This is a genomic window from Nonomuraea sp. NPDC050153, assembly GCF_044460125.1.
GTDB lineage: Bacteria > Actinomycetota > Actinomycetes > Streptosporangiales > Streptosporangiaceae > Nonomuraea.
This window is the reverse complement of record NZ_JBITJQ010000010.1, coordinates 255,752-273,918: the sequence shown is the minus strand read 5'-3', so window position 1 is coordinate 273,918 and position 18,167 is coordinate 255,752. Positions and strand designations below refer to the sequence as shown.

16 protein-coding genes and 1 tRNA gene are annotated in these 18,167 nt (G+C 68.7%); 14 read left to right on the top strand and 3 right to left on the bottom strand.

Annotated elements, in window-relative coordinates; translation table 11 throughout:
- The first annotated feature begins 33 nt into the window (after positions 1-33).
- The 5 genes from ACIBQ1_RS25955 to ACIBQ1_RS25935 all read left to right on the top strand — a co-directional run bounded on the left by ACIBQ1_RS25955 (position 34) and on the right by ACIBQ1_RS25935 (position 4,759).
- On the top strand, positions 34-561 hold the full coding sequence (locus ACIBQ1_RS25955; protein WP_397281393.1) for a SigE family RNA polymerase sigma factor: 528 nt from the start codon (positions 34-36) through the stop codon (positions 559-561).
- On the top strand, positions 558-1,595 hold the full coding sequence (locus ACIBQ1_RS25950) for a permease-like cell division protein FtsX (RefSeq protein ID WP_397281391.1): 1,038 nt from the start codon (positions 558-560) through the stop codon (positions 1,593-1,595). Before ACIBQ1_RS25955 ends, ACIBQ1_RS25950 begins: the two co-directional genes overlap by 4 nt.
- Before the next feature lie 113 nt (positions 1,596-1,708).
- Complete coding sequence (locus ACIBQ1_RS25945) at positions 1,709-2,539, top strand: stage 0 sporulation family protein (RefSeq protein WP_397281513.1); 831 nt, start codon at positions 1,709-1,711, stop codon at positions 2,537-2,539.
- 55 nt (positions 2,540-2,594) lie between these two features.
- A tRNA-Thr gene (locus ACIBQ1_RS25940) sits at positions 2,595-2,668 on the top strand.
- Between the two features lie 645 nt (positions 2,669-3,313).
- On the top strand, positions 3,314-4,759 hold the full coding sequence (locus tag ACIBQ1_RS25935) for a hypothetical protein (protein WP_397281390.1): 1,446 nt from the start codon (positions 3,314-3,316) through the stop codon (positions 4,757-4,759).
- 641 nt (positions 4,760-5,400) lie between these two features.
- On the opposite strand, the gene ACIBQ1_RS25930 is transcribed toward ACIBQ1_RS25935, so the two are convergent.
- Positions 5,401-6,183 carry a hypothetical protein gene (locus ACIBQ1_RS25930; protein ID WP_397281389.1) on the bottom strand — a complete coding sequence of 261 codons (783 nt, stop codon included), beginning with the start codon at positions 6,181-6,183 and terminating at the stop codon, positions 5,401-5,403.
- Positions 6,184-6,400: 217 nt separating this feature from the next.
- Here ACIBQ1_RS25930 and ACIBQ1_RS25925 point away from each other — a divergent pair, with 217 nt between their 5' ends.
- From ACIBQ1_RS25925 to ACIBQ1_RS25885, 9 genes are all read left to right on the top strand, one after another.
- Positions 6,401-6,961: a dihydrofolate reductase family protein gene (locus ACIBQ1_RS25925; protein WP_397281388.1), complete on the top strand. Its 561-nt coding sequence runs from the start codon at positions 6,401-6,403 to the stop codon at positions 6,959-6,961.
- Positions 6,962-6,998: 37 nt separating this feature from the next.
- A complete protein-coding gene (locus tag ACIBQ1_RS25920) occupies positions 6,999-7,523 on the top strand; it encodes a DUF305 domain-containing protein (protein WP_397281387.1) in 525 nt (174 codons plus the stop codon).
- Positions 7,524-7,590: 67 nt separating this feature from the next.
- Entirely contained in the window at positions 7,591-8,286 is a 696-nt protein-coding gene (locus ACIBQ1_RS25915; RefSeq protein ID WP_397281385.1) for a FadR/GntR family transcriptional regulator, read from the top strand.
- Between the two features lie 34 nt (positions 8,287-8,320).
- Positions 8,321-9,568: an ABC transporter substrate-binding protein gene (locus tag ACIBQ1_RS25910; protein WP_397281384.1), complete on the top strand. Its 1,248-nt coding sequence runs from the start codon at positions 8,321-8,323 to the stop codon at positions 9,566-9,568.
- Positions 9,565-10,413: a carbohydrate ABC transporter permease gene (locus tag ACIBQ1_RS25905; protein WP_397281383.1), complete on the top strand. Its 849-nt coding sequence runs from the start codon at positions 9,565-9,567 to the stop codon at positions 10,411-10,413. Before ACIBQ1_RS25910 ends, ACIBQ1_RS25905 begins: the two co-directional genes overlap by 4 nt.
- Positions 10,413-11,219: a carbohydrate ABC transporter permease gene (locus tag ACIBQ1_RS25900; protein WP_397281382.1), complete on the top strand. Its 807-nt coding sequence runs from the start codon at positions 10,413-10,415 to the stop codon at positions 11,217-11,219. Before ACIBQ1_RS25905 ends, ACIBQ1_RS25900 begins: the two co-directional genes overlap by 1 nt.
- Positions 11,219-14,206, top strand: a complete 2,988-nt coding sequence (locus ACIBQ1_RS25895; protein WP_397281380.1) for a glycoside hydrolase family 38 C-terminal domain-containing protein — start codon at positions 11,219-11,221, stop codon at positions 14,204-14,206. The genes ACIBQ1_RS25900 and ACIBQ1_RS25895 overlap by 1 nt, the downstream gene beginning before the upstream one ends.
- On the top strand, positions 14,203-15,435 hold the full coding sequence (locus tag ACIBQ1_RS25890) for an enolase C-terminal domain-like protein (protein WP_397281379.1): 1,233 nt from the start codon (positions 14,203-14,205) through the stop codon (positions 15,433-15,435). The genes ACIBQ1_RS25895 and ACIBQ1_RS25890 overlap by 4 nt, the downstream gene beginning before the upstream one ends.
- Before the next feature lie 9 nt (positions 15,436-15,444).
- Complete coding sequence (locus tag ACIBQ1_RS25885; RefSeq protein ID WP_397281378.1) at positions 15,445-16,881, top strand: S10 family peptidase; 1,437 nt, start codon at positions 15,445-15,447, stop codon at positions 16,879-16,881.
- Here the strand turns inward: ACIBQ1_RS25885 and ACIBQ1_RS25880 are convergent.
- Together ACIBQ1_RS25880 and ACIBQ1_RS25875 are read right to left on the bottom strand one after the other, a co-directional pair.
- Entirely contained in the window at positions 16,840-17,757 is a 918-nt protein-coding gene (locus tag ACIBQ1_RS25880; RefSeq protein ID WP_397281377.1) for a hypothetical protein, read from the bottom strand. The genes ACIBQ1_RS25885 and ACIBQ1_RS25880 overlap by 42 nt on opposite strands.
- Complete coding sequence (locus ACIBQ1_RS25875; protein WP_397281375.1) at positions 17,748-18,167, bottom strand: peptidase inhibitor family I36 protein; 420 nt, start codon at positions 18,165-18,167, stop codon at positions 17,748-17,750. The genes ACIBQ1_RS25880 and ACIBQ1_RS25875 overlap by 10 nt, the downstream gene beginning before the upstream one ends.

Below are 18,167 nucleotides of genomic sequence, written 5' to 3'. Positions count from 1 at the left end.
GCAGCGGATGGGGCCGACGGGCGTCTCTGATACGTGGAAGTCGAACTACTCACCCAACAAGAGGCCCGGGCGCGGCAGCGAATAGACGTGGCGTCGATCTTCGCCGAGCACCACGTGGGCCTCGTCCGGCTTGCCCTGATCATGGTCGGCGATCAGTCGACCGCGGAAGACGTCGTACAGGAGGCGTTCGCCCGCACCCACGCCGGGCGCGGCCGGTTACGCGACGCCGACAAGGCGCTGGCCTATGTCCGCTCGGCGGTGCTCAACGGGTGCCGGTCGGTGCTGCGCAGGCGGGCGACCGTGTTCCGGCGGGCGGTGCCGTACGAGCCGCCCGTCTGGTCGGCGGAGAGCGCCGCACTGCTGGGCGAGGAGCGGCGCGGGGTGCTGCTCGCCCTGCGTGAGCTGCCGCGCAGGCAGCGGGAGGCGCTCACGCTGCGCTACTACTTCGACCTGTCCGACCAGGAGATCGCCGACACCATGAGGGTTGGAGCCAGCACGGTCAGGTCCACGATCGCGCGGGGGCTGGCCGCCCTCGGCCGGGCTCTCGGGGAGGATTCATGAACAGCGCGATGGAAGACAGGCTGCGTGAGGCCCTCGCCGAGGCGGGGTCGACGGTCGACGCCAGCACGCTCGGGCCGCTGAGGGCGCCGGAGCGGCGGTTCAGGGTGGATTTCCGGCTGGTGGCGGTGGCGGCGGCCGTGGTGCTCGCGGGGGCGGCGACCACTGCCGGGCTCCTGGGCGGTCCGGGTGACGAGAACCGTGCGGTGGCGGCCGATCCGCCCGCCGAGCGAAAGGTGATCGTCTTCCTGTGCGCGAAGTCGTCGGACCGGGAGCAGACGGCGTGCAAGGGCGCTGCCAGCACAGAGGAGAAGCAGCAGATCGAGGCGGCGGTACGGCAGTTGCCGGAGCTCGAAGAGATCAGCTTCGTGATGGGGAACCAGGCGTACGACGACTTCCGGCGCGATTTCGCGCGCAACAAGGCACTGCTGGCCGCTGTCGACGTCGACGACATCCCCGATTCGTTGCAGTTGACCCTCACGAAGGGTACCGATCCGCTCCGCGTGAAGGAGGTGCTGCGCGGGGTGCCAGGGGTCTTGAACGTCGCGGAATCGGCACCCGACGACGCCACTCCGGCGAGCAAATTCGATGTGAGCGTCTTCCTCTGCACCCCCTCGTCGGGCATGCAGTCCTGCGGCGCCGAGCGTAAGTCCGACGGCAAAGGCAGCTTCACCGTCACGAAGGAGGGGAAGGGCGTCACACCCGCGCAGAAGAAGGCCATCCAGAAGCTGATCACCTCTATGCCCGGCGTCAAGGAGGTGTTCTTCGAGGATCGGGAGGAGGCCTACGAGAACTTCCGCCACTCGTACAAGGACAACAAGGCGCTGATCGACGCCACAAAGGTCGGCGACATGCCGCAATCGTTCAGAGCCATCCTGCTGCCTGACGCCGACTGGAGCGAGATCGTCAGCAGGTTGAGGCGGGAACCAGGCGTGAGCCAGGCCTTCTACCAGGGATGCATACTCGACAGCAGTCGGCTGGCGGACCGCTACGGGTTGGTTCTGCCAGAGAGCAAGGTATGCCCGGTGGCCAAGTGACTCGGCGAACATCCGGACCCCGGCCCTCTCCCATGACCGGCTGACACACGTAATGTGGCAGGGAAGGTCGTACGACCCCTAGGCCGTCAGGAGGCGAGCTCGAGCCCATGGGAATGATCATGGCCGTGAGCTTCACCCGTTATGGGAGGCTCTACTACCTCGATCCCGGCGAGCACAGCCCCAAAGTGGGCGACAAGGTGCTCGTGCCGACCGACTCGGGTCCCGAGGTGGCGGAGTGCGTCTGGGCGCCGCAGTACACGAGCGAGGACATCGACGGGCTGCCCGTATGCGCGGGTCCGGCGGGCGAGGAGCACCTGGCCCGCGACGAGACCAACAAGCGCCGCAGGGCCGAGGCCCGCAGCGTGTCGAAACGGCTGATCAAGCGGCACACCCTGCCGATGAAGGTGGTCGGGATCGACTACCTCGACCAGGACAACGTCTACACGGTCTACTTCTCGGCACCGCATCGGGTCGACTTCCGCGCCCTCGTCCGCGACCTGGCCCGCAACCTGCGGGCCAGGGTCGAGCTGCGGCAGATCGGGCCCAGGGACGAGGCGCGGCTGCAGGGCGGCATCGGGCCCTGCGGCCGCGATCTGTGCTGCGCCACGTTCCTGAAGGACTTCGAGCCGGTCTCCGTACGCATGGCCAAGGATCAGGACCTCCCGGTCAATCCGCTGCGGATCGCGGGGGCGTGCGGGCGGCTCATGTGCTGCCTGAAGTACGAGCACCCGCTGTACCAGGAGTTCCGCGCCTCGGCTCCCCGGGCGGGGGCGAGCGTGGAGACCCCGCAGGGGCCGGGCATCGTGGTGGGCCACAACGTGCCGTCGGACTCGGTGGTGGTGCGCCTCAACGACGGGGGGCGGCGGTGCGCCTGTTCGAAGGCCAGCGTGTGCGCGCCGCGTAAGGCGTACGACTCGACGTACGGGGATCCGGCCGAGGCGTGATCGAGGGAGCGAGGACCCCTCGGGCTCCTGTAGACTCTTCCAAGTCGCAGAGCACGCCGCCTTAGCTCAGTCGGCCAGAGCACTTCACTCGTAATGAAGGGGTCTGGGGTTCGAATCCCCAAGGCGGCTCCCAGCTGAAAGGCCCTCTCGGATGATCCGGGAGGGCCTTTTTCGATCTCGTACAGCAGCGCCGTACAGCAACCGGGGCTGATCGCCATTCGAAGAGATCCTGACCCTCGCGACCCGAGGGGTCCATGCTGAGCAGGTCTTCGTGGAGCGATTGCACTGCACGGCCGGTGAGATCGCCAGCGGCTGTGGTCTCCATCAGCCGCCAGCCGGGGGAGTCTTCCGGCGCTTCGTCATCCTGACCGTTGGCGGTGAGGCGGTACAGCAGCCCGAAGACCGCTTCATAGGCCGAGGCGCGCGCAAGCTGAGCAAGGTCGTCGCGGTTTGCTCCGTTGGAGAGCAAGCGGTTCGCCGCCGGGTTCGTCGCCAACGAACCGGGAGAGGCCGGTTTGCTGAGCAGGTCAATGACACATGGCCGGAATGCTTGTCAAGGCGCTGAGAATATTGCCGAATCGCCCTGCTATGGCCGCCTCAAGTGCTCTTGTCACGCTCCAATGCTGACGTTTGGATCGAGGGGGTGATCTTCCGTAGCGCGTCGCAGGCGGCAGGTTCCGGATGCGTCCCCCGCGCTGCCGCCTGTCCCGTCCTGCCCGGTCCTGTCGTCGTGGGCAGGTCATCGGCCTGCGCCGTCCTCCAAGAGAAGGAGTCGTGACCTTGACCCTGCTGACCTACACCCTCATGACCGACCCGACGCCCCTGGAGGCGTCAGCGGCCGGGCGGTCCCCGTCCACGGGGACGGTTTACCTGATCGTCACCAACACCGGGCGGCAGGCGGCGTTCTGGCACTCGATCCAGGTACAGGTGCCCGTTGGCAACGGCGCCGGCCACCTCACCTCGGACTTCAAAAAGATCAAACCCAAGGGGGTGTACGGCACGCGGTCGGGCTCCCAGTCGCCGGTGAACGTCAAGCCGCAGGGCTCCGACACCTTCCAGGCCACCGCTCAGGGCGGGGGGAGAACCCGTCTCGACCCCGGCGACCACCTGGTGCTGACGCTGGAGAACGTCACCGTGGCCGCCGCCGCCGGGGTGGCCGTGCTGCGGGTGACCGAGAACAGCAGCAGTACCCAGGCCGGGCAACTGAGCAACCGGTACGCGGCGGTGCCGTTGATGAAGACCACGCCGAAGGAGATTCCGGCGCCGCGCGACTTCCGCCCGGACGACACCATGGTGAACGCCGGAACCAACATCGTGCTGCGCTGGGAAGGGTCCGACGACTTCAACTACAAGATCCTGTTCCCGGGCGGGCAGGCGACCGTCCCCCAGGGCGTGCGCTCCTGGTCACCGGCCGCCGCCGACGCCCCGAAGCGGGCCACCACGTACACCCTTGTCGCCACCTCCCGCACCACGCCCAAGCAGGAACACTTCCTCACCACGACCGTCGAGGTACGCGATCCCGTCCTGGAAACCCTCACCGCCACCACCGGCATCAGCACCCCTTGGGTCCAGGGGACGGCGAGCGCGACCGGAGGGCGGGTCACCTTCACCGGCACAGGGGCGGCGATCTCCACCAACTCCGGTGGCCCGGGAAGTGTGACGGCCGACAAGGTCAACGTTCAATGGGTCACCGCTTACGCGGTAACAGGGCCGGCCGGCGGTGACGGAAGCATCGCCTTCCGCGGGGGTGGGGTGGCCATAACGAGCTCGGCCGGTACCACGCAGTTGGGAACCGTGTTCGCTGACAAGGCCGAGTTCAACGGTGTGAGAACCGAATGGGTGCAGGGAAGAAGCCACGACGATGGGTGGATCAGCTTCCCCAAGGAGGGGCTGAACGTGCGCCGGGGAAGCGGACAAGACTGGGGAAACGTGTTCGCCGACAAGGCCGACCTCAACGGCGTGAACACGCGATGGGTGCAGGGAAGAACCGCCGCCGATGGATGGATCAGCTTTCCCACGAGTGGGCTGCAGGTATCCCGGGGCGGGACGGACACTCCCACTCAGGGCAATGTGTACGCCGAATCCATATGCGCGAGGGACGCCCCCTACGGGCAGGGCGGCGGGTGGATCAACCTCCACGACGAGGGGATGACTGTGTACTTGTCCAAGAACGGGAGTAACGGACTCGGGAGCGTGACGGCCTCCGGCTTCAACAGATGAACGAGTCGTGGGGCGCGGGCGGGCGGATCGCCGGAGCGAGTGCGGGTCACCAGCCTCGAGTGAAGCCGCCCTCGCTCCTTCACAGCCATTCCGCCCGGCCGCGCTTGATCCGGTAACCGCCCCTGCCGGAACGAGAGCGGCCGGACTCTGGCAGGGAGTTCAAGTCACGGCGGGGCCGCGGCGCTCGATCAGCACCACGTCTCGCCACATGCCGCGATGACGGTCGATGCGTTCGCGAGTGCCGATCATCCTGGCCCTGCACGGGCGTGCAGGGCCAGACTGGCAGTGCATTCGGGGAAGGTCCTTTCGAAGAGGATGATCATGATCCTCCCAGGTTCTTCTCTTTCCGCAGTGATGAGCAGCTTCAGGAGTACGCGCGCGAGTCCTTCGAGATCGTGGACTTCCACACCGTGGGACTTGATGAGGGGCGGTTTCAGTCGCTGACGTTGAGGCGCTCCGCGTGATCGTGGTTCCTTCCGTGCGGGAGCCAGTGGGTGAGGATCGCGGTGGTCGTCTCCGAGATCGGGCGGTCGTCCGGCCCGATTCGCTGAGCAGTCCCGAGACCACGTGACCGACGGAGGTCTTGCCGACGCCGCCGGCACCGATGATGAGCAGCGCAAGGGACGTGTTCCTGAAGAACGTCATTGTCCAAGCTTGAGGGGAATCTGATGGATGATCAGCGGTTCGCCGAGATCGCGCGGGCGGCCTTCGGGGACGGGCGGCGGACGGCAGGGGTCGAGCGGCTCAGGGGTGGGAGCAAGAAGGGCGTCTATCGGCTGTCGTTCGACGACGGGCCCGGCGCGATCGTCTATGTCTGGTCCCAGGAGGAGGACTTCTGGCCCGCCACGGCGGACGGCGACCCGGAGGCTCCGTTCGGCCATGCCTCCGGGTTGCCGTTCTTCGAGGCGGCCCATGGCGGGTTGAGCGGGCTCGGGGTGCGGGTGCCCGAGGTCTACCTCGTGGACCGGGCGGGAGGCGTCGCGGTGGTCGAGGACGTCCGCGGCGGGACGTTGGAGGCGTTGCTGCGGGACGATCCGGCGCGGGCGGGCCGGGTGATGGAGCGGCTCGCGGCGAGTCTGGAGGCCATGGGGCGGGAGCGGGTCCCATGGGTGGGGAAGATCGGGGGGAAGCGGCGGCGCTCCGCGGTCGAGGTCGTGCTGGAGCGGGCGCTGCGCGACCTTGACGAGGCGGCCGTACGGGTCGAGCGGATCGGCGCGGTTCGGGAGGAGTTCGAGAGCGCGCTGCGGGAGATGGCCGCAGGCGTCGAGCCGCGGGCGGACCATGGGCTGATCCACGGGGAGCTCGGGCCCGATCACGTGCTGGTGGACGACGACGATGAGCCGGTGCTGATCGACATCGAGGGCACGATGTTCTTCGACGCCGAATGGGAGCACGTCTTTCTGCGGATCCGGTTCCACGAGCATTACGAGCGGCTGCGGATCGACGGGCTGGACGAGGACAGGATGAGGCTGTACGAGCTCGCCCAGCATCTGTCGCTCACCGCGGGGCCGCTCCGGCTGCTCGACGGTGATTTCCGGATCGGGAGTTCATGCTGGGGATCGCGAAGTTCCACAGCGGAGAGGCGCTCGAGTTTCTCGCGGGAAGGCGATGAGTTCCGCGGGCCGGAGCAGTCCTATAGGCATGCGGAAAATCATCTATTCGATGCTGATCTCCCTCGACGGCTACGTGGAGTCCCCCAACGGCGACATCGGCTGGTCCGGGCCCGACGACGAGGTCCACGCTTTCATCAACGACATGTCCCGCGAGCTGGGCGGCTCCCTGTACGGCCGGCGGCTCTACGAGAACATGTCCGCCTACTGGCCCACCGCCGACCAGCGACCCGACGCCCCCGCGATCGAGGTCGACTTCGCCAGGACCTGGCGGGCCACGCCCAAGTACGTCTTCTCCAAGACCCTCGACGAGGTCGGCTGGAACAGCACGCTCGTCACCGGCGACCTCAAGGAGGAGGTGACCAGGCTCAAGCGGCAGGACGGTGGCGACCTCGACCTGGGCGGGGCCACGCTGGCGGCGAGCGTGCTGCGGCTCGGGCTGGTGGACGAGTTCCGCATCTTCATCCACCCGCTCGTGCTCGGCGCGGGCAAACCGTTCTTCCCCCAGCTCGACGCCTCCATCAGGACCCGGTTGCTGGAGACCCGGGCGTTCCCCTCGGGCATCGTTTACCTTCGGTACGAAGTCACGTAGCCTGACGGGAAACCCTTAGGAAGGTTTCCTATCGATTATGCGTGCCCTGCCTGCCTTAGCGGCCCTGCTGCTGATCACCGCCTGCGCCCCGGCTCCGGCCCAGGAGGCCCCGGTCAACGCCGAGGACGTGATGTTCGTGCAGATGATGGTGCCGCACCACCGGCAGGGCATCGAGATCGCCAAGGTGGGGGCGGAGCGCGCCACCACGCCGGAGCTCAAGACGTTGGCTGCGGCCATCGCCGGCACGCAGCAGAGCGAGGTCGAGCGGATGCTGCGCTGGCTGCACTCCTGGGACCAGCCGCTCGCGCCCCCGAACGGCGCGCACGATCACCATGGCGGCATGCCCGAGACCGACGTCAAGCGGATCCAGGCGCTGAGGAAGTCCAAGAACTTCGAGCGCGACCTGATCAACCTGCTCATCGCGCATCAGGACGACGCCGTGCAGATGGCCGCCGCCGAGGTGGCGGGCGGGGCCAATCCGGCCGCCAAGGAGTGGGCGGGCCAGGTGCGGACCTCGCGCAAGGGGCAGATCGAGATCATGATGAAGCTGCTGGAGCGGTGAGGAAGTCCTGGGGTAGCCGCTCGTAGCGTGTAGACGCCCGCACGGATAAGTGATTAGATCACTTGATATGTCCGAGGTAACGCGGCCGACGCTGTCCGACGCTCTGACCGAGCGCATGCTGGAGCTCATCCGTACGGGAAAGCACCGGCCCGGCGACAGGCTGCCCTCGACAAGGGAGCTCTCCCAGCGCTTCGCCGTCACCACCCCGACGCTGCGCGAGGCGCTCCGCAGGCTTGAGGCCACCGGGGCCATCGAGATGCGGCACGGCTCCGGCATCTACGTCGGAGCCGACATCGAGCGAGTGGTCCTGCCCAACCCCAACATGCGCGATATGCACGCCGCCCAGCTCCTTGAGCTGCTCGGCGCGCGGATCGTGATCGAGCCGCCGCTGGCCGCGATGGCCGCGCAGAACGCGGGCCCCGAGGAGCTGGCACCGCTCAAGCGGGTGCTCGAAGAGGCGAGCAGGCACCTGCGCGGTCACGACGCCCTCCTGCACGACGCGAACATGTCCTTCCACCGGGCGACGGCCCGGCTGGCCGGCAACAGCGTGCTGCACGAGGTCGTCGACTCACTGCTCACCGTCCACGGGCCCGAGCAGCGGGAGATCCTGCAGATCTTCGACGACCGGCGCCGCGACTACGACGAGCACCTGGCGATCCTGGAGGCCATCGAAGCACGCGACGCGGCGCAGGCCGAGGAGCGCATGCGGGCCCACCTGGTGGACGTGAAGACGGTCATAGAGCACAGGTTGCAATCCCCCTGATGTAAGACCCCTGATGAAACAAGGAGGCCGGTCCATGTTCCGGTCACGTGTGGTCACGCTCGGCGTGGCGGCGCTCGTACTGACCGCCTGCGGCGGAAACAGCGCGGAGCCGCAGAAGAAGAGCGAGCTGACCCTGTACAACGACAAGGGCGCCTGGACGAAGTACTTCGACGAGATGGGCGCCCTGTCCAAGCAGAGCATCGGCCTGGGCATGAAGCCGACGGGATACACGGACTCGGCCCAATACCAGGCGTTCATCAAGGCGTCGTTCCGCACGAACGTCAAGCCTGACCTGTTCACCTGGCAGACCGGGGGGATGCTGGAGGAGATCGTCAAGCAGAGGCAGGTGGCCGACACCACGGACATCTGGCAGCAGGCGATCCAGGCCGGCGACCTGTCGAAGGACCTCGCGCCCTACTACACGATCGACGGCAAGCAGTACTGCGTGCCGATGAACGTCGCGTACTGGGGCATGTTCTACAACAAAAAGATCTTCGACAAGTACGGCCTCACGGCGCCGAAGACGTGGGACGACCTGATCAAGGTGGCCGACACGCTGAAGAAGAACGGCGTCAAGGCCTTCTACCACACCAGCGTGCTGTTCTCCTTCGTCTGGTTCGAGCAGCTCATGGCCGGCTCCGACCCCGACCTGTACGACCGCCTGGCCACCGGCAAGGCCAAGTACACCGACCCGGGCGTGGTCCAGGTGATGGAGAAGTGGAAGTCGCTCATCGACGCCGGATATTTCATTAATCCGGGTGACAAGACCGACCCGGGCGACGTGCTGAAGAACGGCAAGGCCGCCATGGTCTCCTTCGGCACCTGGTTCAACACCAGCATGACCCAGCGGGCCATGAAGCCCGGTGAGGACTACGACTTCTTCGTCATCCCCAACGTCAACCCCTCTCTCCCCAAGACCTCGATGATCTTCGAGAGCGGCCCGCTCTGCTCGCTGACCAAGGGCGCCGACCCCGCCGCCAACCAGAAGTACCTCAAGTGGTGGACCACGCCCGAGGCGCAGGAGAAGTGGGCGACCAGCCGGGGTGACGTGAGCGCCAACCCCAAGGTGAGCATCTCGGACAAGGTGCTCAGCACCGTCACGAAGGACGCGGGCAGCGGCCAGTACCGCCTGGTCAACCGCTACTTCGAGGCCACGCCGCCGCCGGTCCTGACGGCCGCGCTGGACGGGTTCGGCAAGTTCGTGACGGAGCCCGGCAGCTACAAGGAGGTCCTGGAGACCATCCAGAAGGCCGCCGACGAATACTGGAGCACCCATCAGTGAACACGCGGGCTCCCATACTTGGGCGGTTCGGGTACGGATATGTGGCGCCCGCGGTCCTGCTGGTCGCGGGGCTGCTGTACGCACCGTTCCTGTGGACGGCCTACCTCAGCTTCACCCGCTACGACGGCCTTGAACCGGCCCAGTGGATCGGCGCGCACAACTTCGGCAAGCTGTTCGACGACCCGGCCCTGCTCACCTCGATCCGCAACACGCTGATCTGGGTCATCGGCACCATGGTGCTGCCCGTCGGGCTCGGACTGCTGGTCGCGGTGCTGTCGTACGACATCAAGGGCGGCGTGTGGTTCCGGGTGCCGTTCCTGCTGCCGTACGCGCTGAGCGGCGCGGGCCTGGCCATGGTGTGGAGCCCGATCCTGTCGCACGACGGCATCGCCAACAAGCTGCTCGGCGTGGACACCGCGTTCCTTCAGGACGCGCCGGTCAACACGCTGGCGATGCTGCTGGTCTGGACGTGGCAGCAGCTCGGCGTCAACATGCTGCTGTTCGTGGTGGGGCTGCAGTCGATCCCGAAGGAGCCGATCGAGGCCGCCAAGCTCGACGGGGCCGGCGGGTGGCGGCTGTTCAGGTTCGTCATCTGGCCGCTCATGAGGCCGCTGACGGCGGTCGTGGTCGGGCTCGCGCTGGTGGCCAGCCTGAAGACGTTCGACATCGTGTGGGTGCTGACGCAGGGCGGGCCGGGGCGCAACTCCGAGACGCTGGCGGTGACCATGTACAAGGAGACGTTCGTGGCCAGCGACTACGGCTACGGCTCGGCCGTGGCGGTGATGCTGACCGTGGTCACCGGGCTGGCGTCCTACCTCTACCTCAAGCGGCAGGTGACCCAGTGATGCGGCGTGCCGTTCTGGTCGTGCTCGGGCTGGTCTGGCTCGGGCCGACGTACCTGCTGCTCGTGAACGCCTCGCGCCCGGCGAGCTCGTACGATCCGGGCCGGGCGTGGGCGCCGTCGTCCGACTTCGCGCTGTTCGAGAACTTCGGGCGGGCGCTCGACAGCGCCAACCTGACGCAGAGCCTGGCCAGCACCGCGCTCTACGCCGTCGTCTCGCCCCTGCTCGGCGTGATCATCGGGGCGCTGGCCGGGTACACGATCGTGGTGCTGCGGCTCCGGCACGGGTTCTTCTGGTTCGTCCTGATCTTCGGGGGCACGGTCTTCCCCTCGCAGATGCTGCTCGTGCCGCTGTTCGTCGGCTACAGCGACGCCGGCCTGTACGACAGCCGCCTCGGCATGATCCTCATCTACACGGCGATCAACGTGCCGCTGGCCGCCTTCGTCCTGCGCAACTTCTACACGGGCGTGGCGTTCTCGATCTTCGAGGCGGCCAGGATGGACGGCGCGTCGACCTGGCGCATCTTCTGGGGCATCTACCTGCCGATCTCGCTCAGCGCGCTGACGGCGGTGTTCATCCTGGAGTTCACCTTCGTCTGGAACGACCTCATCTTCGGTCTGACCCTGAGCCAGACCGAGGACGTGCGACCGGTGATGACCGCCATCGCCGGGCTCATGACCGACGTGTACGCCGGCACGCCCGTGCCCGTCGGCCTGGCCGCGGGGCTCGTGGTCTCGGTGCCGACCGTTGTGCTGTTCCTCGCCACCCAGCGCCTCTTCGCCAGGGGCCTGTCTCTAGGGAGTGTTTGATGACGAGCCGGTTGCTCCAGCGAAGCCTGGGCAGTCCCGACTACGACGGGATCAGGCAGGCGCTGCGGGACGACACCTCGACACCGGTGATCAGCGTGCGCGGGCTGGAGGTTCGGGTCGCGGTGCTGCCGCTGTTCACCCACGACGGCCGGCAGGCGGTCAGGATGTCGAGCACCGAGCCGCTGACCCACGTGCTGGTGGGCGTGGACAGCGCGTCGGGCAGCGACGTGACGCTGCTGGTGCCCGAGGTGGACGCGCCGCGCGTGCTCACGCTGGAGTGCCGCGACGACGCGGGGGTGGTCGGCACCGCGCAGGTCACGGTGACCCCGCAGCGCAAGTGGAGCGTGTTCGTCGTCCACCACTCGCACCTGGACATCGGCTACACCGACCCGCAGGGCACCGTGCTCCGCCATCACCTCGACTATCTGGACGCGGCGCTGCGGCTGGCCGAGGAGACCGCGTCCTGGCCGGACGACGCCAGGTTCCGGTGGTCGGTCGAGTCGTCGATGCCCGCGCTGAAGTGGCTGGCCGCGCGGCCCGCCGACATGGTGGAGTCCTTCGCGGAGAAGGCCCGCCAGGGCGTGATCGAGGTGACCGCGCTGCCGTTCCAGCTGCACACGGAGGCGTGCTCGACCGAGGAGCTGCACCGCCAGCTCCGCTTCACCACGCAACTCGAGCAGAGGTACGGCTTCGCCACCAAGTCAGCCATGCACACCGACGTGCCGGGCGCGGTCGTCGGCCTGGTGGACGCGCTCCACTCGCACGGCGTGCGTTACCTGGCCGCGGCGCACAACTGGGCCGGTCGCTCCGTGCCCTACCTGCACGGCGGCGACAAGCTGACCAGGCCGTTCCGCTGGCGGGCGCCGAGCGGGAACGAGATCATCGTCTGGTTCACGGACACGCCGCACGGCATGGCGTACATGGAGGGCAACACGGTCGGGCTGACCGACTCCTACGAGCTGGCCGACGACCTGCTGCCGCGTTACCTGTCGGCGCTGGCCACGCGGGGGTACCCGTACGGGCCGGGGACGTTCGGCTGGCAGGGGCCGGACGCGCCGAAGGAGCCGTACGAGCTGGACGTGCTGCACCTGCGGGTGCAGGGCGCGCACGCCGACAACGCGGGCCCGTCGATCGTGCCCGCGTCGATCGCGCGCCGGTGGAACGAGGAGTGGGCCTACCCGCGCCTGCGCTCGGCCGTGAACAGCGACTTCTTCGAGCACGTCGAGGAGCGCTACCACGACCGGCTGGCCGTGCACGAGGGCGACTGGACCGACTGGTGGGCCGACGGGCTCGGCTCGGGCGCGCGCCCGCTCGGCTACGTGCGCCGGGCGCAGTCGGCTCTGCGGGTCGCCGAGACGCTGCACACGCTGGCCGGGGTGGACGCGACCGAGCAGGTCGACGCGGCCTACGACAAGGTCGCCCTGTTCAACGAGCACACCTGGGGCGCGGCCAACCCGTGGGAGGACGCCGAGGAGGCGGGCGACTCGGGCGGCCTGCAGTGGACGCGCAAGTCGTCCGGCGCCTACGACGCCCAGGACGACGCGGCGGACCTGCTGCACGCCGCGGTCCGCAGGTTCGGGGCCGCGCTGTCCGAGACAGGCACCGAGGGCGGCGCGCTGGCCTCGTTCGCCGTCTTCAACCCCGGCACGTGGACGCGGACCGACCTCGTGCGCGCGTTCCTGCCGAGGGACGTGGTGGGCGTGGACGTGCCGATCGCGCTGGTGGACTCGCGGACCGGGGAGACGCTCGCGCACCACGAGGAGCTCGTGCATCCGGACGACTGGCCGACGCGGCCCATCGGGCGGCACGTCCACGCGGTCATCCCCGACGTGCCCGGCTACGGCTACGCCCGCCTCGACGTCGTGCCCGGCGAGAGCCCGGCCCCCGAGCCGGTCGAGCTGGACCTGAGCGGGGTGATCGAGAACGAGTTCTACCGGGTGGCCTACGACGTGCGCGAGGGCTACGTCGGCTCGATCTTCGACAAGCGGGCCGGCCGCGAGCTGGTCAACCGCGACGCGGCGGCCGGCTTCGGCCAGTACGTCTACGACCAGTACGCCACCGCCCCGCATTTCAACCATTTGTCGGGACACGTCGGAGCGCACGACCGCACGCTCCTCGGCGACAGGGCCATCGGCAAGGGCGCCACGATCACCAAGGCCCAGCGCACGGCCGTCGGCGAGAAGCTGGTCGTGGAGCTGCACGGCAAGGGCGTCGACTGGATCCGCACGACGATCGAGCTGCACCGGGGCGTGCCCAGGATCGACCTGACCTACCAGCTCGCCAAGCAGGGCACCCCGGCCAAGGAGGCCGTCTTCCTGGCCTTCCCGTTCGCGGCCGGACCCGCCACCGCCTGGGAGTTGACCGGCGGCGTCGGCGGCCCCGGCGTGCCGCGCGTGCCCGGCTCGGCCGAGTACATGCTGCCGATCAGGCACTGGATCGCGTTCGAGGACCCCGAGCTGACCGTCGCCTGGGCCACGCTGGAGGCGCCGCTGGTGCAGCTCGGCACCATCCACATGCCGTACGCGCCGTTCCCGCCGACCCTCGACCAGGAGGACGGCACGGTCTACTCCTGGGCGCTCAACAACATCTGGGACACGAACTTCCCGGCCCAGCAGCAGGGCGAGACCACGTTCCGCTACGCCGTGACCTCGGAGGCCAGGGGCCAAGGGAGGCGCCTCGGCGCGGCGGTGGCCTCGGGGCTGACCGAGCCGTTCGTCGGCGCGCTCATCACCGACAGCCCCGACGTCACCGAGACGTATGTGTCCGTCGACCACCCCGACGTGCTCGTCACGTCCCTCGGGCGGGCGGGCGACGAGCGCGTGGTGCGGCTGCAGTCGCTGGCCGATGAGCCGGTCGAGGTGACGGTCGGCCTGCCCGGCCTGCGCTCGGCCCGCGGGCTCGGCGTGTCGGACGAGGTGGTCGACGAGACGGTCAAGGTACGGCTGCCCGCCTGCGGGGTGTCCGTTGTTTGGGGGACGTGTTCGTGAAGATCGTTGACATCAGGGCCACGACGGTCGCGGTGCCGCTGGAGGCGCCGCTGCGGCACAGCAACGGCGCCCACTGGGGCCGGTTCGTGCGCACCATCGTCGAGGTCGAGGCCGACAACGGGCTGGTCGGCCTGGGCGAGATGGGGGGAGGGGGAGAAAGCGCCGAGGCGGCGTTCCGCGCGCTGATGCCGTACCTGAAGGACCATGACCCCTTCCAGCTGGAGGCGTTGCGCTTCAAGATCGCCAACCCGACGGCCTCGCTCTACAACAACAGGACGCAGCTCCTCGCGGCCATCGAGTTCGCCTGCGTCGACCTCATCGGCCAGCACCTGGGCGTGCCCGCGTACGACCTGCTCGGCGGGCGGCTTCGCGACGCCGTGCCGTTCGCCTCGTACCTGTTCTTCCGGTACGCGGCCAAGGGGCACGGCGAGATCCGCACGCCCGACCAGCTCGTCGAGCACACCAAGCGCCTCAAGGCGGACCACGGGTTCACCGTGCACAAGCTCAAGGGCGGCGTGTTCCCGCCGGACTACGAGCTGGAGTGCTACCGGGCGCTGGCCGAGGCGTTCCCGGACGACCGGCTCAGGTACGACCCGAACGCCGTGCTGTCGGTGGCAGAGGGGCTGCGCTTCGGCCGGGCCATCGAGGGGCTGAACAACGAGTACCTGGAGGACCCCGTCTGGGGGCTCGAAGGGCTCCGGGCCATCCGCGAGCAGGTCAGGGTGCCGCTGGCGACGAACACCGTCGTCGTCAACTTCGAGCAGCTCGCCTCCAACGTCATGCGCAGGGCCGCCGACGTGGTGCTGCTGGACACGACGTTCTGGGGCGGCATCAGGCCGTGCGTGAAGGCGGCGGGGGTGTGCGAGACGTTCCAGCTCGGGGTGGCCGTGCACTCGTCGGGCGAGCTGGGCATCCAGCTGGCGACCATGCTGCATCTCGGCGCGGTGCTGCCGAACCTCACCTACGCCGCCGACGCGCACTACCACCAGCTCACGGACGACGTGATCGAGGGCGGGAAGCTGGCGTACTCGGACGGCGCCATCGCCGTGCCGTCCGGCCCGGGGCTGGGGGTGCGCCTGGATCCGGAGCGGGTCGCCCGCTACGCGGAGTTCTATCGGGAGACGGGCGGCTATCCGTACGACCGCGACCCCGGGCGGCCCGGCTGGTACGCCACTGTGCCGAACGAACGGTTCGCCGATCCCACCGTGTCCCTTGATCTAGCTCCATAATTGGGCGATATGTCGGAAGAAACGCAGCCGGCCCCGCCGGCTGACAATCTCGTCACCACCTCGCACACGCTCCCGTCCGGGCAGGCGTACACCGCCACCACCGGCACCATGGTGCTGCGCGAGGAGGTGATCGACGAGGGCAAGTTCGGGGGCCTGCGGCCCAAGGCCGAGATGTTCGTCACCTCGTACACGCTCGACGGGGCCGAGCCGCTGAGCAGGCCGGTCACGTTCGCCTTCAACGGTGGCCCGGGATCGTCGAGCGTGTGGCTGCACCTGGGCGTGCTCGGGCCGCGCCGGGTCGTGATGGGGGACGCGGGCGCGCTCCTGCCGCCTCCTTACGGGCTGGCCGACAACGAGGAGAGCCTGCTGAGCGTGAGCGACCTGGTCTTCATCGACCCGGTCTCGACCGGCTACTCGCGGGCGGCCGAGGGGGAGAAGCCGGAGCCGTACCACGGCTTCACCGGCGACATCGAGTCCGTCGGGGAGATCATCCGGCTGTGGACCACCAGGAACGGGCGGTGGATGTCGCCGAAGTTCCTGGCGGGGGAGTCGTACGGGACGGTCAGGGCGGCCGGGCTGGCGGACCACCTGCAGTCGCGGTACGGCATGTACCTCAACGGCGTGATGCTGATCTCCTCGGTGCTCGACTTCATCACCGGCGATTTCAACCAGGGCAACGACCTGGCCTACGCCCTCTATTTGCCGACTTATGCCGCTATTGCGCACTATCACGGGCTGCATGGCGACCGGCCGCTGGCCGACGTGCTGCGCGAGGCCGAGGCGTACGCCGAGCGGGACTACCTGTGGGCGCTGTCCCGCGGCAGCCGCCTCACCCGCGAGGAGCGCTCGGCCGCCGTCGCCAGGATCGCCGGGCTGACGGGGCTGAGCGAGGACTACGTCGACCGCGTGGACCTGCGGATCGAGCACATCCGGTTCTTCACCGAGGTGCTGCGCTCGCGCCGCCGGACCGTCGGCCGCCTCGACGGCCGGTTCACCGGCTGGGACCCCGACTCGGGGCGCGAGCACTTCTCCGCCGACCCCAGCATGAGCGCGATCATGGGCCCCTACAGCGCCGCGCTCAACCACTACCTGCGCACCGAGCTGGGCTACGCCAACGACCTGCCGTACGAGGTGCTCACCTCGCGAGTGCGGCCGTGGTCGTTCAAGGAGTTCGAGGGCGCCCACGTCACCGTGGTCGACAAGCTGGCCGACGCGATGCGGGCCAACCCGCACCTGCGCGTGCACGTGGCCTGCGGATACCACGACGGCGCGACGCCGTACTACGCCGCCGAGCACGCGTTCGCGCACCTGCCCGTGCCCGCGGAGCTGGCCGCCAACGTCGAGTTCAGGTACTACGAGGCCGGCCACATGATGTACGTCCACGAGCCGAGCAGGCTCCGGCAGTCAGCGGACCTCGCCGCCTTCGTGCTCGGCCAGCAGGGCTGACGCGCGGTCCAGGCGTTGTCTGAGGTTGTCGCGGAGCGCGGCGAAGCGGTCGGGGTTGTCCCGGATGACCGCCCGCTGGAGCTCCGCGTCGGCCGCGAACCAGGCCGCCACCAGGCCCGACGACCACTTGCACGTCGTGTCGGCGGTCGCGGTCTGCTTCTCGTCCTCAGTGACGGCCGACTCGTCCAGGTTCCAGCGGCTGTCGGCGATGGCGGCCTCGGGCGCCGGGTAGGAGTGGCCCGCCTGGCCCATGCACGACTCCCAGCGCTTGGCCGCCGCCGTCACGGACGGCTCCTTGGCCGCCTGCTCCAGCGTGAGCGAGTCCTGCAGGGCCAGCCACGGCCAGTCGGCCTTCTTCGCGCCCTTGTCCAGGGCGAGCGTGGCCCGGTCCAGGCAGCCGCGGTCCGCGGCGGTGCCGTACAGGCGATGCCGGGCGGGTTTGGGGAGCTTGCCGGCCCAGGTGCCCGTGGTGTCGGGCGAGGGCGGCCTGGCGAGGTGGTAGCCGTAGGTCTTGGCCGCTTCGATGTCGGCGACGCCGTAGCGGCGGGAGTTGCCGGGGTCCACCGCGGCGATGGTGGCAGGGTCCTCCGCCGGTGGGGCGATGGTGATGCCCTGCCTGTGCATGCACTGCACGACGAGTTGGTTGTGGGCGTTGCCCAGGACGGCCCGCTGCTCGGGAGTGGTCTTGTAGGCGTCGAACGGCAGCACCAGCTCCGACACCGAGGAGACGCCTTTCACCGGCGCTCGCGGCGCGGGCTCGTCGGCGGCGCAGGCCGTGACCGTGGTCAGCAGCAGTGCGCCCGCGAGGAGTCCGCGGCGGCCGGTTTCCGGCGGCCAAGCCCGGAAACCGGCACTCCCGTTATTGCTCAGCGGCACCAGATGTCGAGCGCGCTGGCGCGGTTGTTGCCGATGGCGTTGTTCGCCAGGAAGCCGTCGTTCGAGTTGTTCGTGAACGTGCTGTGGGCTCCCGTGTAGCCGGGGTGCTGCCAGAGGGTGGCGCTGCAGCCGATCCGGTTCCTGACGGAGCTGGTCTCGTTGTTCATGCTTTGCCAGGAGTTGCTGAAGTCCCAGTTCAGCCAGTTGTTGTCCTCGAAGTCCGAGTCATCCTGGACGAAGTCGCGCCAGTGATCGACCTGACCACGGTTGTAGTCGAAGCTGGCGTACAGGCAGACCCGACCGCCGTAGCAGGTCGAGCGGGGGCTGGCCACCGCTGCGGTGGCAGAACCGACCACTGTCAACATCGCGGCCGCGGCGACGATGCCGGCGGCCTTTCTGGATAGCCTCAC

Coding starts and splice junctions, on each gene's coding strand:
- ACIBQ1_RS25895 (WP_397281380.1), top strand. CDS start 11,219: ATGACGAGCCGGTTGCTCCAGCGAAGCCTGGGCAGTCCCGACTACGAC.
- ACIBQ1_RS25910 (WP_397281384.1), top strand. CDS start 8,321: ATGTTCCGGTCACGTGTGGTCACGCTCGGCGTGGCGGCGCTCGTACTG.
- ACIBQ1_RS25920 (WP_397281387.1), top strand. CDS start 6,999: ATGCGTGCCCTGCCTGCCTTAGCGGCCCTGCTGCTGATCACCGCCTGC.
- ACIBQ1_RS25915 (WP_397281385.1), top strand. CDS start 7,591: ATGTCCGAGGTAACGCGGCCGACGCTGTCCGACGCTCTGACCGAGCGC.
- ACIBQ1_RS25945 (WP_397281513.1), top strand. CDS start 1,709: ATGATCATGGCCGTGAGCTTCACCCGTTATGGGAGGCTCTACTACCTC.
- ACIBQ1_RS25900 (WP_397281382.1), top strand. CDS start 10,413: ATGCGGCGTGCCGTTCTGGTCGTGCTCGGGCTGGTCTGGCTCGGGCCG.
- ACIBQ1_RS25925 (WP_397281388.1), top strand. CDS start 6,401: ATGCGGAAAATCATCTATTCGATGCTGATCTCCCTCGACGGCTACGTG.
- ACIBQ1_RS25885 (WP_397281378.1), top strand. CDS start 15,445: ATGTCGGAAGAAACGCAGCCGGCCCCGCCGGCTGACAATCTCGTCACC.
- ACIBQ1_RS25930 (WP_397281389.1), bottom strand. CDS start 6,183: ATGCTCGTGGAACCGGATCCGCAGAAAGACGTGCTCCCATTCGGCGTC.
- ACIBQ1_RS25950 (WP_397281391.1), top strand. CDS start 558: ATGAACAGCGCGATGGAAGACAGGCTGCGTGAGGCCCTCGCCGAGGCG.